Raw genomic sequence first — 13,886 nt, 5'->3', positions numbered from 1 at the left:
TACTCCAAAATTCTTTTTCCGACGGAGCCTTTGCGATGATCCCACCTGCCGACCCGTTCTATCAGAAGCAGTGGCATTTCGCGCTGATCGGTGACATCGAAACGGTCTGGAAAGATTACGATGGCAGCGGGGTGACGGTCGGCATCTATGATGACGGGGTGGATTACCGGCATGGCGACCTCGACGGCAATTACGACGCCGCCCTGCAGGTGACCGATGCCGCGGGTCAGCCGCTCGACGGCTTTCCCAGCGCCTATATCCCCGGCGGCTTCGGCACGAGCGACCTGCATGGCACGGCAGTGGCCGGGATCATCGCCGCCGAGGCCAATGGCAGCGGCGGCACCGGCCTTGCCCCCCGCGCCTCGATCACCGGGATCAACATCTTCGGCACGGATGTGCCGGGTAATGTGAACACCGACCCCGAGACCTTCTTCGCGCTGGCGGCGCAGGGCGACCGTTTCGCCATCTCGCAGAACAGCTGGGGCTCCATCCCCTGGCAGCTGGCCGATTCCAGCCTTGCCGATCCGCAGGGCTTCGCGGGCCAGCTGGAAACGGCCTATGCCGGGATCGCCGCCAGCGGGCGCGGCGGGCTCGGCACCGTCATCACCCAGGCCGCGGGCAATGACGCGCTGGATGCCAACCGCGACGGGGTGAATGCCTCGCGCTACACCATCACCGTCGCCGCCACCGACCCGAGCGGCTTTGCCGCCGCCTATTCCAACTTCGGCGCCAGCATTCTCGTCGCCGCTCCCGCGGCCTCGGTCACCACCGATCTCGCGGGCTTCGCGGGCGACACGACGGGCGATTACCAGACCGGCTTCGGCGGCACCTCGGCGGCGACGCCGGTGGTCTCGGGCATCGTGGCGCTGATGCTCGAGGCCAATCCAACCTTGGGCTGGCGCGACGTCCAGGGCATCCTCGCCGCCTCGGCCACCCATACCGGCAGCGATTTCGGCGGCCTGATCTGGCCCGAGGACGGGGAATGGACGCTGAACCACGCCGGGGGCTGGAACGGCGGCGGCATGCATGTCGCCTCCAACTACGGCTATGGCATGGTGAACGTGTTCAATGCCGTGCGCATGGCCGAGGTCTGGTCGCTGTTCCAGCCCGCACCGGCCACCAGCGCCAACGAATGCCGCGTCACCTCCACGGGCTTTACCGGCAGCCTCGCGGTGCCCGACGGCGGTTCCACCGGCAGCAGCCTGCGGCTGACGGTCGGGCAGGGTATCACCATCGAGCATGTGGCGCTGACCCTCGACATCAAGGCGCAGCGGATCGGCGACCTGCGCGTCATGCTGGTCTCGCCCCAGGGCACCGAGGTGGTGGTGGCGCTGGAGCAGCGCCAGCTGCGTCAGGGCGTCGACGGCACCTGGATCTACGGCATCGACGGCCTGCGCGGCGAGCTCTCCGCGGGCGCCTGGACAGTGACGCTGGTCGACCGGCTGGCAGGCAATGCCACCACCCTGCACAGCGCCGCGCTGGAGATCTACGGCAGCCCCACCAGCGCCGATGACGTGCATCACGTCACCGACGAGTTCCGGATGATGACGGCGCTCGATCCGGCCCGGGCGCGGCTGAACGACACCGATGGCGGCATCGACTGGCTCAGCTTCGTCACCGTGGCGGGCAATGTGGTGCTGAACCTCCTGGCGGGGCAGGCCTTCTCGGTCGGCGGCCAGATCTGGGGCAGCCTCGCCGCGGGCAGCAGCTTCGAGAATGCGGTGACCGGCAACGGCGCCGACAACCTGATCGGCAATGCCTTGGCCAACTGGCTGGAGGGGCGGCGCGGCAATGACACGCTGGCGGGCGGTGAGGGCCACGACCGGCTCGAGGGCGATCTGGGCAATGACCGGCTCGACGGCGGCAGCGGCCATGACACGCTCTCGGGCAGCGACGGCAAGGACCGGCTGTTCGGGGGCGGCGGCAACGACAGTCTGATCGGCGGCGGCGGCGACGACAGGCTCAGCGGCGACGCGGGCGATGATGCGCTGAAGGGCGGCACCGGCAACGACACGCTGCAGGGCGGCAGCGGGGCCGACACGCTCTCGGGCTTCGACGGCGCCGACTGGCTCGACGGCGGCGAGGGCGATGACAGGCTGAGTGGCGAGACCGGGCAGGACAGGCTCTTCGGCAACGAGGGCGACGATCTGCTGGACGGAGGCGCAGGAGACGACAGGTTGCATGGCGGCACCGGGACAGACACGCTCTCGGGCGCCGACGGCAGCGACCGACTCGAGGGTGGCGAGGGCGACGATCTCTTGCAAGGAGCAGGGGGCGCCGACAGCCTCTCGGGCGACGCGGGCCGTGACCGGCTCGAGGGCGGTGCGGAAAACGACCTTCTGGAGGGCAAGGCGGGCAGCGACAGCCTGCAAGGCGACGGTGGCCATGACCTTCTGAAGGGCGGCGCCGGCAACGATGTTCTGGACGGTGGCAAGGGCAACGACGCGCTGAAGGGCGGGGCAGGCAGCGACCGGTTGAAGGGCGGCGACGGCAACGACCGGCTGATCGGCGGCAAGGGCCAGGACTGGCTCGACGGCGGTCATGGCGCGGATCTTTTCGTCTTCAAAAGCACGGACGACAGCGGCACCGGGGCAGAGGACCGCGACATCATCGCCGTCTTCGAGCGAGGCCATGACCGCATCGATCTCGCGGGCTTCGATGCCGACAGCAGCAAGGGCGGCATCCAGGGCTTCGACTTCATCGGCGACGATACCTTCACCGAGGCGGGCCAGCTGCGCTGCAAGGTCACGGGCAAGGGGGTGATCGCCGAGATGGACATCGACGGCGACGGACGGGCCGAGATGCAGATCCTCGTCCAAGAGCTGGACTGGCTCGGGGCAGGGGATTTCCTGCTCTGAGCCGGGCCGGAGCGGGGCTCTCGGCAAGGATCGGCCCCGGGGGACGGAGAGCCGAGTTGTTTTCCGCCCTGTCACATGGCAAGACGCGCCCGTCCTGCCCTAGAATGAACTGTCAGCGAGCATGCCCCCTTCCACCAGCTTTCCCGGCCTCCGCAGCACCTCGCAGCGCGTCGGTCTTCTCTCGCACTGGTTGATGGCGCGGCTGCGCCAGAAGGTGCGGGTCGAGGCGCCGCCGCTGCGCGGCCCCGGACCGGACCGCCCGCGGGTCGTGCTCTTCATCGGCCACCACAAGGTCGGTTCTTCCTCGCTGCAGGATTTCCTGTCGCGCAACGCGCTGGCGCTGCTGCGGGCGGGCATCCTCTATCCCAGCGTCGAGATGCAGGGCCATGCGCTGATGCTGGCCGCCGCGCTGCGCGGCCATGACGGCATGACCGCTCTGCCGCTGAACCTGCGCGAGGCGCATAACGCCCTGGCCTTCCGCATGATGTCCGAGCACAAGCAGACCGAACCCCCGGCGCATCACCCCAACCTGCCCGGCTCGGACCAGATGCTTCTCGCCATCCGCCATCAGATGGAGGCGCTGCGCCCCGAGGCGGTGGTGCTCTGCGCCGAGGTCTTCTCGAATTTCGCCGCCACCAATATCGGCATGATCGAGCGGCTGCGCGACTTCTTCGCCGGCTGCGACGTGACCCTGATGGCAACGCTGCGGCGGCCCGACGAATATCTGGTTTCCTGGGAAAGCCAGCGGATGAAGTTCGGCCAGTCGAGCCAGCCGCTGCGCCATCCCCGGCGGCTGGTCTGGACGTCGCGCAACATCCACCTGAATTACGAGCTGATGCTGCGCGGCTGGATCGAGACTTTCCCCGAGGCGCGGATCGTGCTGCGCGACTATGCCGAGGTGATGCAGGCCGGCGGCTCGATCGCCGATTTCCAGGCGCAATCGGGGCTCGACTTCCCGCAGGGGCTGATGCCGGTGCCGCGCTCCAACCCCAGCATCAAGATCGCCCTGCTGGAGATCATGCGCCGCATCAACGAGACCTTCCCGGGCCCCGCCGCGCATCGGCTGCGCGATGCGGTGCAGACCCAGGCCAGACAGCTCGACCTGCCGGCCAATGGCGAGATCGAGATGTTCGGCGCCGAGAACCGCCAGCAGCTCATGGAGCTCTTTGCCCCCTCCAACGCCTATCTGCAGCAGGTGACGGGCAAAGCCGCCTTCTTCGCCGATTACGACCGGATCGCCGAGCCCCGGCCCCTGCCGCAGCTCGATGTCAGCCGGGCGGCGCTGGAGGGGCTGAAGCCGCTGATCGCCGTCACCGACCTGCCGGAGGACATGCGCGCCTTCATCGCCGGGCTGGAGCTCTGACGCCGGAGCCCCGCCCGAATGTTTCGCGCACGAAACATATTATGTAATCCTTAACGGGCCTCGCGCAGCAGGGCCAGCAGCCGGGCGCGGAAGGCCGGGTCGGCCAGCGCCGGGCCCTGCAGCTTCAGCCCGCCGTCGGCCAGTTCGGTCAGCACCAACCCCTCGCGCAGCTCCTCTGGCTCAAGGCGCTGCGCCCCCTCGGTCCGCAATTCAGGCGCGGCTTCGGCCTCGGGCGCGGCCTCTGCCGGGGCGATCATCGACCGGGCGATGACCCGGGCCTCCTCCTCGGCGCTCTGCACATCGGCGGCGCGCAGCGCCTCGACCAGCCGCGCCTCCAGCCCCTCGTCCCGCTCCAGCCCCGCCGCCAGCGCCAGCCCGGCCTTCTCGCTGAGCGAGGCCGGAAAGTGCAACACCGCATCCAGCGCCCGCACGATGCGCAGGAAGGAACCGATCTTCGACCGCTTCGCCCGGGGGGCGGCGGCAAACAGCGCCGCGAGCGCCACCCGGTCGTTGCGATAGACCCCCTTCTCCACGGCGCGGACCACGATGCGGGCCCGCTCGTAGAAGGACAGCCCCACCCGGATCTCGTTCTCCTCGACCATGGCGAGATAGGCATCCCCCGCCTCGGTCGGCTGGCGGGCGATGGCCAGCACCGTCCCGGGCCCCCCGCCCTCGGCCCGCAGCCGCTTCAAGGCGGAGAGCCGGCGCCAGCCCGAGATCAGCCCCCAGCGGCCATCGCCGAGATCGGTCACTTCGATGGCGGTCTGCTGGCCGCGGGCGCGCAGACTGTCGCAGAGCACCTGCATCTCCTCCTCGCCGACCTCCATCCGGTCGCGCACCAGATAATCCTCCTCCACCGCCTCGAGCGGCAGACGCTGGATCAGCCGGCCCTCGGCCCGGGCATCGGCGAGGTTCTGCGCCACTTCCTCGAAAGCCGCAGCCGTGGCGGCATCGCCTGCCACATCGGCGATCGGCGCGCGGCGCGGGCTTGTCTCGGCAAAGCGCGGGAAGATCGATTTCGTCTCGAGCCCGGCCGGAAGGGTGTCGGGGTCGTGCAGCCCGTCCAGACGGGCGGGCATCAGCCGCTTGCGCTTGGCCATCAGCTTTGTCCTCTCGATGGGGCAGGGGGCGTGAGGGCGGTCATTCCGCAGCCGCCTTCGCCGCCAGATCCTCGCGGCGCCAGATGCCGACCAGGAGCGCCTTGAAGGCGGCATAGGTCTCGTCGAAGGTCTCGCGGCCCCGGGCATAGGTCTCGCGGTTGAAATCGCGGTAATCGGCCTCGTAGATGCCCTGCACCTGCTCGCCCGCCTGACCGATCAGCGCGGTGAAATCCTGCCGGTGCGGGCTGAGCGTGCGCCCGAGATAGGCCTGCATCAACGAGGCGAGTTCGGCCTGCTGCGCCCCGTCATAGCGGGTGACCACGGCGCGCACCGCATCCCACTGGAAGGCGGTCTCGGGTGTGCCGAGCGCCCGGGCCGCCAGATTCTCGCCCTCCTCGATCGAGCGGAAGGTAGTGTGCAGCATGTCGAAGAACCGCCCCGTCGAGTCGAACTCGAGAAAGGACGCCCCGACTGGCACCAGCAGGATATCCGCCGCCGCCAGCCCGTTGATCGTCAGATAGCCGAGGGCAGGGGGAGTATCGAGGAAGACGAGGTCGTATTGGTCTAGGATACCATCCTCGCCCAGCACATCGGTCAGCGCATCCCAGAGCTTCCAGCCGCGTGCCTGCATCCGCCAGACCGGCACCTGGAACTCGGCCCAGTAGAGGTTCAGCTGCGCCCCGATCAGGTCGATGTTGGGCCAGTGCGTCTTCTGGATCAGCGTCTCGGCCTTCACCGCCAGCGCCTCGGTCAGCGTGTCGTCGAGCGGGGTCGGCATGTCGCCCCGGTCCATCCGGCGGCGGTTCTCGGCCCGCAGATGGGTGGCGTAATGCCGGGCCAGCAGCGGGAAGACCGTCTGCCATTCATCCTCGACCTTGCCGCCGAAGACGCTCGTCATCGAGGCCTGGCTGTCGAGGTCGATCACCAGCACCCGGTAGCCGTCGAGCGCCGCCGACATCGCGAGATGCGCGGCAGTAGAGGTCTTGCCGACACCGCCCTTGAAGTTGGCCACCGCCACCACCTTGGCCGCGAGACCGGCGGGACGGTAGGGCAGGTAGTTCTTCGCCTTCGAGCCCTCGGCGGCGAAATGCGTGCGCAGCCGCAGCACCTCGTCCAGCGTGAACCACTTGGCGCCGCCCTCGGTCTCCGACAGGCCCTGCGGCAGATCCGGGTTGGCCTTCAGCACGCGGCGGAAATGCGCGGGCGCCACCGGGATCAGATAGCGGGTGATCTCCCAGGTCGAGAACAGCCGCAGCCGGCGCTGTCCATCCTCGCCCAAGCCGCGCCCGGCCAGATCGTCGCGCCCGGCCTCGCAGGCCCGGGCGATGGCCGCGAAGCCTTCGGTCGTGGTGGGGGCACCAAGTTCGGCCAGAGCCGAATCCGGGTTGATGTTGAAGTAGGGAGGAATCGGCTGGCTGCTCATGTTATCCCCGCATGTCGCGTGTTTTCGGCAAGATATCACAAAAGGCAGCATATGTAAGCAGAAGTGGCAGGAAGTTTTATTTCCAAGCAAATACAACAATTTGCGGCATGAGCGACGTATGGGGTCCTTGGCGCCCAATCGCGCTTCGCAAAGTTATATTCAGTTAAATGATATGTTATGCCCAAATCACCTGTCACCAAACCGTTGAAGCTGCAGGCAAAATTCTGCTCTTTTCGGCAAGGGGCGACTCTGATCCTCCGTTGCGCCGACTCTGATCCGCCGATCCTCCGACTCCGATCCGACGTTCGCGGCTGACGCCGGACTGGACGAAGCATGTGGATAACTTTAGGGTGGGTGTCACTGAAACCCCGAAGCAATCGGGGGCAGGCAAGGGGGCCCGCCAGAGGCCCTCAGCAGAGGCAGACGGGCAGATGCAGCAATGACGACCGTTCCGGGCGCCGCCCTGGCGCGCATGGGCAATCCATTGGACGCAGGCGCGGGACCGATCGGGTCTGGCGGACCGCGGGATTTCTTCCTCTGCGATATCTTCGATGCCAGTCCCAAGGACGATCTCGGCACGATGGAACATCCGATGTTCTCGCTCTCGACCCGGCCCGACCGGACGATCCGCAGCTACGAGCACAACGGCATGCAGATCACCGTGACGCCGTCGGTGCGCGGGCGGGCGACGATCCATGACAAGGACATCCTGATCTATTGCATCAGCCAGCTGATGGCGGCGCTGAACGCGGGCCGCGCCATCTGCCGCACGCTGCGCCTCACCGCGCATGACCTGATGGTGGCGACCCGGCGCGACACCGGCGGCGACAGCTATGCCCGGCTGATCGAATCCTTCGAGCGGCTGGCGGGCACCCGCATCACCACCAACATCGCCTCGGGCGGCTACGAGGCGACCTCGGGCTTCGGCCTGATCGAGGCCTGGGAGATCCTGCGCAAGAGCCGCGGCGGGCGGATGATCTCGGTCAGTGTCACGCTCTCGGAATGGCTGTTCCGCGCGGTCCTGACGAAATCGGTGCTGACGCTCAGCCGCGACTATTTCGGGCTGAGGAAACCCCTCGAGCGGCGGGTCTACGAGATCGCCCGCAAGCATTGCGGCCAGCAGCGCGAGTTCCGCATCGGCCTGCCGCTTCTCCATGCCAAGGCCGGCTCCGAGGCGCCGGTCCGGGTGTTCCGTGCCACAATCCGCAAGATGATCGAGGCGGATCTCTTGCCCGACTACCATCTCTCCGAAGAGCCGGGCGACGTGATCCGCATCACCCGGCGGCAGCTGGTGGAAGAGACCGCGGCCCCGCTCTTCGGCGCCGCGGTGCTGGAGCAGGTGCGCGCCCTCGCCCCCGGCTGGGACCCCTATGCGCTCGAGGCCGAATGGCAGGGGTTCTGGGCCGCCACCGGGCGGCCGAAGCTGCGCGTCCCGGAGAAGGCCTATCTCGCCTGGGTCAAGGGCCGCGTCGCCCGCGGCTGATGATTTGGATCCTCGCTGTGGTATAGTCAGATTAGGTGCTACGAAAAATCTAAGACGATGCCGCCGTCGCGTTTCTCGCGTTGGTGCAAATCTTCAGAGCCGCCGTGGTGTAGGTGATAGCCTGTTCCGGTTGACGCTCATTGCCAAATTGCCGAAGCAGGCGGCAACCCCGGAGACCCTGCCGATGACACCCTCTCTGCCCACTGATCCTTCCCCCGTGCCGGAAACTGTCGAGGCGCTGCTCTCGGCCCAGTTGGATGCGCTGCAGCAGACCGCCGAGTCCCAGCAAGCCGAGTTGCGCCGCTTGCGCGTCGAAGGAGACGCACTGCGTGCGGAAGGCAATGCGCTGCGCACCGAGCGCGATGCGGCGCAGGCTGGGCGCGAGAGGGCCGAGGCGGAGGTCGCAGCGATGCTCGGCTCGACGTCATGGCGCATTTCTGCACCGCTGCGCTGGTTTCGCCGCCGCTTCGCCTGACCCGCAGGTTGTCTTCTCCCGAGGTTTGACTGTAGCGTGCAGCCGCAGAAAAAATCGCCCTCTTCAGGAGACTCCCCCTTGACCCGCACAGCGCTCATCACCGGCATCACCGGGCAAGACGGCTCCTATCTTGCGGAATTCCTTCTGGAAAAGGGATATGAGGTGCATGGCATCAAGCGCCGCGCCTCGCTGTTCAACACCTCGCGGGTCGATCACATCTATCAGGACCCCCATACTGACAATAGCCGCTTCCGGTTGCACTACGGCGATCTCACCGACAGCTCCAATCTGACGCGCATCCTGTCGGAAGTCCGGCCCGACGAGGTCTACAACCTCGGCGCGCAAAGCCATGTCGCCGTCAGCTTCGAGGCACCGGAATATACTGCCGATGTCGATGCGATGGGCGCGCTCCGGCTCCTGGAGGCGATCCGCTTCCTCAAGCTCGAGGAGAAGACCCGCTTCTACCAGGCCTCCACCTCCGAGCTCTACGGTCTGGTGCAGGAAGTGCCGCAGACCGAGACTACGCCCTTCCACCCGCGCTCGCCCTATGCCGTGGCCAAGATGTATGCCTACTGGATTACGGTGAACTACCGCGAGGCCTATGGCATGCATGCCAGCAACGGCATCCTGTTCAACCACGAATCCCCGCGCCGCGGCGAGACCTTCGTCACGAGGAAGATCACCCGCGGCCTCTCCAACATCGCGCTGGGGCTGGAGCAGTGCCTCTACATGGGCAACATCGACTCCTTGCGCGACTGGGGCCATGCCAAGGACTATGTCCGCATGCAGTGGATGATGCTGCAGCAGGACGAGCCCGACGATTTCGTCATCGCCACCGGTGTGCAATATTCGGTGCGCGAGTTCATCTCCTGGGCGGCGGCCGATCTCGGCATTACCCTGCGCTTCGAGGGCAGCGGCACCGAGGAGGTGGCGGTTGTCGAGACGGTCAGCGGCGGTCTGGCGCCGATGGTGCGCGAGGGGCAGGTGGTGATGCGCATCGACCCGCGCTACTTCCGCCCCGCCGAGGTGGAGACGCTCTTGGGCAATCCCGCCAAGGCCAAGGCCAAGCTCGGCTGGGAGCCGGTGATCACCGCCCGCGAGATGTGCACCGAGATGGTGGCCGAGGACCTGCGCGCCGCCCGCCGCCATGCCCTGCTCACCTCGCACGGGCTGAACCTGCCGGTTTCGCTGGAGGGCTGAGGCATGAAGATCTATCTGGCCGGTCATCGCGGCATGGTGGGAGGCGCGATCCTGCGCCGGCTGCAGGCGCGCGGCGACGAGGTGGTGACGCGGACCCATGCCGAGCTCGATCTGACCGATCAGGCGGTGGTGCGCGGCTTCATGGCCGAGGAGAGGCCCGATGCGGTGATCCTCGCCGCGGCGAAGGTTGGCGGCATCCATGCCAACAACACCTATCCCGCCGATTTCATCTACGACAACCTTCTGATCCAGACCAATGTCATCGGTCAGGCTCATGCCGCCGGGGTGCAGGATCTCCTGTTCCTCGGCTCCTCCTGCATCTACCCGCGCGAGGCGGCGCAGCCGATGTCGGAGGATGCCCTGCTGACCGGCGTGCTCGAATCCACCAACGAGCCCTATGCGGTGGCCAAGATCGCCGGCATCAAGCTCTGCGAGAGCTTCAACCGCCAGCATGGCCGCAACTACCGCTCGGTGATGCCGACGAACCTCTACGGCCCGGGCGACAACTTCCACCCCGAGAACAGCCATGTGCTGCCGGCGCTGATCCGCCGCTTCCACGAGGCTGCGCAGGCCGGGGCGGAAGAGGTGGTGATCTGGGGTTCGGGCAAGCCGCGGCGCGAGTTCCTGCATGTCGACGACATGGCCGAAGCGAGCCTCTTCGTCATGGATCTCGACGCCGCCACCTACGAGGCCGAGACGAAGCCGATGCTGAGCCACATCAACGTCGGCACCGGCAGCGACGTGTCGATCGCCGAACTGGCACAGATCGTGGCTCGCGTCACCGGCTTTCAGGGCCGGCTGGCCTTCGATGCGAGCAAGCCCGACGGCACGATGCGCAAGCTGATGGATGTCGGCCGGTTGAAGCGGCTTGGATGGGTGGCGGGCGTCGATTTGAGGACGGGGATAGAAAAAACCTATCGATGGTATGTCACGAACGAGGCCCGGCAGTAGCGGAGCATATGAGTGATGGCGCTATATCAAGGGAGTATTAAATGAAAGTTCTCGTTTTTGGTTTTAGCGTAACTGCCGAGGCAGCGGGATATGTCGAGCGGTGGAGTGCGGAAAATGGCAGCTCCTACCCTGATCTGAGCATCTCGAAAGTCGGAATTGGGGGGCTTCAGCCGTTTTCCATACGTCATCTTCTGGGAGGAATTCTCGACAAGAACGATCCTGATGCGTTGATCGTGGAGATCGCCACCGCGGCAACCCGCGGATTGCCTCCTTTGAAGGAGAGGTCGGAAGACCATCAGGATACGGTGACTGCAATATTTTCAGAGTGCCAGCGCCGCGGCATCAAATGCGGATTTCTGGATCTGCCTTTGACCGGAGTCAACCCGAACAAGGACTGGATGGCCCAGGTTCATTTTCAGTTGTGCGCTCAGCATAAGGTGCCCAGGGCTGTCGTTGAATACCGGGAGGGAACCTTGCGAGATAACGTCCATCCTAATGATGTCGGAAAAGCAATCTACGCTGATGCTTTCGCGGGCCTCTTGAAGGATGTTCTCGAGGCAGAGTGCAGCTTCGAGGGTTTGGAGGGCGCGCGTAGATTTGGTGCTTATACGGTCGATATGTTGACGGTGGACGGCGGCACGAGGCGAGAATTTTCCCGCGGCGGTTTTCTTGTCCCCGCACTATCTATTCCTGCTGGCGAGACTGTTGTGATAACACTGCCGAATGAGGTGGTGGTAAGCGGGGTTCTGGCCCTCATGGGGCCGCAGACCGGCTTCGTGGAAATCGATCTGGCGGGAAAGCCCCAGAGCGTCTGTTTCTATGATCCGCATTGCTATTATGAAAGGGTGGGAGGGAGAAGAGTTGAACCTGCCGTCACTTCGAGACTTACCATAACTCAGACAGAGGAAGTTCCGGCTATCGAGCTGCTCAAGGGCGAGAAGAACACATCTTCGCGGATTGGCGGCCTGACGCATATATTGTATGAGCTGCAGTGAGGCGACGTTACCCCTGTTTGTGTCCGTAAAAGGGACTGGAGCGTCCTTGAGTTTTCCCAGTCCCCAGCAGTGAAGCAATCGAGAAACCACATGATCACTCCCGTTCTCCTCTGCGGCGGTTCCGGCACCCGGCTCTGGCCGCTGTCGCGCAAGAGCTATCCCAAGCAGTTCTCGGCGCTGATGGGGGCGCAGAGCCTGTTCCAGGCCTCGGCGCTCCGGCTCGAGGGGCCGGAGTTCGCCGCCCCGCTCGTGATCACCGGCGAGGAGTTCCGCTTCATCGTCTCCGAACAGCTCTGCGAGGCGGGCTGCGCCAGCAGCGACGTGCTGATCGAGCCCACAGGCCGCGACACGGCGCCCGCGATCCTTGCCGCGGCGCTGCATCTGGCGGCGACCGATCCCGAGGCGATGATGCTGGTGGCGCCCTCCGACCACGTCATCCCCGATGCGGCGGAGTTCCGTGCCACCGTGGCCGCGGCCCTGCCCGCCGCCGAGGCCGGGCGGCTCGTGACCTTCGGCATCGCCCCCGACCGGCCCGAGACCGGCTACGGCTATCTCGAGCTCGACGCCGTGCCGCCCGCCGGGGCCACCCCCGCCCCGGTGCCGCTGCGCGCCTTCGTCGAGAAGCCCGATGCTGCCCGCGCCGCCGCCATGCTGGCCGAGGGCCGCTATCTCTGGAACGCCGGGATCTTCCTCTTCAAGGTCTCGAGCCTGCTCGAGGCCTTCCGCGCCCATGCGCCGGATCTGATCGCCCCGGTGCAGGCGGCGCTCGACGGGGCCAAGCGCGATCTGGGCTTCACCCGGCTCGACGCCGGCCCCTGGGCCAGGGTGCAGACGATCTCGATCGACTATGCGGTGATGGAGAAGGCCCGGAACCTCTCGGTGGTGCCCTACGCGGGCCGCTGGTCCGATCTCGGCGACTGGGCCTCGGTCTGGCGCGAGACGGCGGACGAGACCGGCGTGGCGCTCTCGGGGCCGACGCTGGCCATCGACTGCACCAACACGCTCCTGCGCTCCGAAGGCAGCGGTCAGCGCGTGGTGGGCATCGGGCTCGACGACATCGTCGCCGTGGCCATGCCCGACGCGGTGCTGATCGCGCACAAGTCGCGCACCCAGGAGGTGAAGGCCGCCGTCGCCGCGCTGAAGGCCGAGGGCGCGCCTCAGGCCGAGACCTTCCCGCGCGACCATCGGCCCTGGGGCTGGTTCGAGAGCCTCGTGGTCGGCGAGCGCTTTCAGGTGAAGCGCATCGTCGTCCATCCCGGGGCCGCCCTGTCCTTGCAGAGCCACCACCACCGCTCGGAACACTGGATCGTGGTGCAGGGCACCGCGCGGGTGACGGTGGGCGAGGAGGTGCGTCTGGTGACCGAGAACCAGTCGGTCTACATCCCGCTCGGCGCCGTGCACCGGATGGAGAACCCGGGCAAGCTGCCGATGGTGCTGATCGAGGTGCAGACCGGCAGCTATCTGGGCGAGGACGACATCGTGCGCTATCAGGATGTTTATGCCCGCAGTTGAATACCCTCAGGTGGCAGATCCTCAACGGCCTAGCTTGCTGGTGCAGGACCATGACTGGTAGTTCCCTGCCATCACCGAGTAACATGCCCTTCACCGATTACGGAAGGCGGGCATCCCGCTCTATACGCTCCATGTGGCTACTTCCCGAGGTTGAGGATCGGCAACATATTCTGGTCGCGCGCCATGCTGCAAAAATCTGATGACGCTAGATGTCTCCAGCGACTGACTTTTCCTACTCTATATTGGAATCTTGGAGAAACGCACGTTCCGGAGCAATTGGATTATTCGGTTTGCTTTTAATGAGGTTTTAAGGCTGCCTGGTGGCTGTTTCCATTGACTGAGCAGCGGCTCTCTGTTCAATGAGAATTTCAAGCTGAGCGAGGGCTTCGAGAGCGCTTGGGCTAAAATACTGAACTTTGCTTTGAAGGTCCGGATTTTTGTGATTAGCCACGATTGATAGATCCATCTCGGCAATCAAAATACATGCGTCAACAAAAGCAGAGACTTGTTCGTCAAGATCAGACAT

The 13,886-nt window shown here is 65.9% G+C and carries 11 protein-coding genes; 8 read left to right on the top strand and 3 right to left on the bottom strand.

All coding sequences use genetic code 11. The features are described from left to right. Nucleotides 1-35: 35 nt before the first annotated feature. Nucleotides 36-2,858 (top strand): S8 family serine peptidase, encoded by a 2,823-nt coding sequence (locus AC3A5Z_RS22335; RefSeq protein WP_487521477.1) that lies wholly within the window; start codon nucleotides 36-38, stop codon nucleotides 2,856-2,858. Between the two features lie 121 nt (nucleotides 2,859-2,979). Then, nucleotides 2,980-4,221, top strand: a complete 1,242-nt coding sequence (locus AC3A5Z_RS22330) for a hypothetical protein (RefSeq protein WP_487521476.1) — start codon at nucleotides 2,980-2,982, stop codon at nucleotides 4,219-4,221. A 50-nt stretch (nucleotides 4,222-4,271) separates the two neighbouring features. On the opposite strand, the gene AC3A5Z_RS22325 is transcribed toward AC3A5Z_RS22330, so the two are convergent. Beyond that, complete coding sequence (locus AC3A5Z_RS22325; protein WP_487521475.1) at nucleotides 4,272-5,321, bottom strand: ParB/RepB/Spo0J family partition protein; 1,050 nt, start codon at nucleotides 5,319-5,321, stop codon at nucleotides 4,272-4,274. A gap of 40 nt (nucleotides 5,322-5,361) precedes the next feature. Continuing rightward, nucleotides 5,362-6,744 carry an AAA family ATPase gene (locus AC3A5Z_RS22320; RefSeq protein WP_487521474.1) on the bottom strand — a complete coding sequence of 461 codons (1,383 nt, stop codon included), beginning with the start codon at nucleotides 6,742-6,744 and terminating at the stop codon, nucleotides 5,362-5,364. Nucleotides 6,745-7,216: 472 nt separating this feature from the next. Here AC3A5Z_RS22320 and AC3A5Z_RS22315 point away from each other — a divergent pair, with 472 nt between their 5' ends. The 6 genes from AC3A5Z_RS22315 (at nucleotide 7,217) to AC3A5Z_RS22290 (ending at nucleotide 13,360) form a co-directional block, all read left to right on the top strand. Beyond that, entirely contained in the window at nucleotides 7,217-8,227 is a 1,011-nt protein-coding gene (locus tag AC3A5Z_RS22315) for a replication initiator protein A (RefSeq protein ID WP_487521495.1), read from the top strand. 184 nt (nucleotides 8,228-8,411) lie between these two features. Then, complete coding sequence (locus tag AC3A5Z_RS22310) at nucleotides 8,412-8,702, top strand: hypothetical protein (protein ID WP_487521473.1); 291 nt, start codon at nucleotides 8,412-8,414, stop codon at nucleotides 8,700-8,702. Nucleotides 8,703-8,780: 78 nt separating this feature from the next. Beyond that, nucleotides 8,781-9,902, top strand: a complete 1,122-nt coding sequence (gmd, locus tag AC3A5Z_RS22305; protein WP_487521472.1) for a GDP-mannose 4,6-dehydratase — start codon at nucleotides 8,781-8,783, stop codon at nucleotides 9,900-9,902. Between the two features lie 3 nt (nucleotides 9,903-9,905). Continuing rightward, nucleotides 9,906-10,853 carry a GDP-L-fucose synthase gene (gene fcl, locus AC3A5Z_RS22300; protein WP_487521471.1) on the top strand — a complete coding sequence of 316 codons (948 nt, stop codon included), beginning with the start codon at nucleotides 9,906-9,908 and terminating at the stop codon, nucleotides 10,851-10,853. A 41-nt stretch (nucleotides 10,854-10,894) separates the two neighbouring features. Further along, a complete protein-coding gene (locus AC3A5Z_RS22295) occupies nucleotides 10,895-11,848 on the top strand; it encodes an SGNH/GDSL hydrolase family protein (protein ID WP_487521470.1) in 954 nt (317 codons plus the stop codon). A 90-nt stretch (nucleotides 11,849-11,938) separates the two neighbouring features. Beyond that, a complete protein-coding gene (locus tag AC3A5Z_RS22290) occupies nucleotides 11,939-13,360 on the top strand; it encodes a mannose-1-phosphate guanylyltransferase/mannose-6-phosphate isomerase (RefSeq protein ID WP_487521469.1) in 1,422 nt (473 codons plus the stop codon). A 307-nt stretch (nucleotides 13,361-13,667) separates the two neighbouring features. Here the strand turns inward: AC3A5Z_RS22290 and AC3A5Z_RS22285 are convergent, their stop codons facing one another. Then, nucleotides 13,668-13,886 carry a hypothetical protein gene (locus AC3A5Z_RS22285; RefSeq protein ID WP_487521468.1) on the bottom strand — a complete coding sequence of 73 codons (219 nt, stop codon included), beginning with the start codon at nucleotides 13,884-13,886 and terminating at the stop codon, nucleotides 13,668-13,670.

Source organism: Cereibacter sp. Soil_C_27, assembly GCF_057657095.1.
Note: the sequence above shows the minus strand (reverse complement) of the source record. Positions and strands in the feature narration are given on the sequence as shown.

Bases quoted from the DNA above. Each gene is read 5' to 3' on its own strand.
- AC3A5Z_RS22285 (WP_487521468.1), bottom strand. From the start codon at position 13,886: ATGTCTGATCTTGACGAACAAGTCTCTGCTTTTGTTGACGCATGTATT.
- AC3A5Z_RS22335 (WP_487521477.1), top strand. From the start codon at position 36: ATGATCCCACCTGCCGACCCGTTCTATCAGAAGCAGTGGCATTTCGCG.
- AC3A5Z_RS22320 (WP_487521474.1), bottom strand. From the start codon at position 6,744: ATGAGCAGCCAGCCGATTCCTCCCTACTTCAACATCAACCCGGATTCG.
- fcl (WP_487521471.1), top strand. From the start codon at position 9,906: ATGAAGATCTATCTGGCCGGTCATCGCGGCATGGTGGGAGGCGCGATC.
- AC3A5Z_RS22325 (WP_487521475.1), bottom strand. From the start codon at position 5,321: ATGGCCAAGCGCAAGCGGCTGATGCCCGCCCGTCTGGACGGGCTGCAC.
- AC3A5Z_RS22295 (WP_487521470.1), top strand. From the start codon at position 10,895: ATGAAAGTTCTCGTTTTTGGTTTTAGCGTAACTGCCGAGGCAGCGGGA.
- AC3A5Z_RS22290 (WP_487521469.1), top strand. From the start codon at position 11,939: ATGATCACTCCCGTTCTCCTCTGCGGCGGTTCCGGCACCCGGCTCTGG.
- AC3A5Z_RS22310 (WP_487521473.1), top strand. From the start codon at position 8,412: ATGACACCCTCTCTGCCCACTGATCCTTCCCCCGTGCCGGAAACTGTC.
- AC3A5Z_RS22330 (WP_487521476.1), top strand. From the start codon at position 2,980: ATGCCCCCTTCCACCAGCTTTCCCGGCCTCCGCAGCACCTCGCAGCGC.
- AC3A5Z_RS22315 (WP_487521495.1), top strand. From the start codon at position 7,217: ATGGGCAATCCATTGGACGCAGGCGCGGGACCGATCGGGTCTGGCGGA.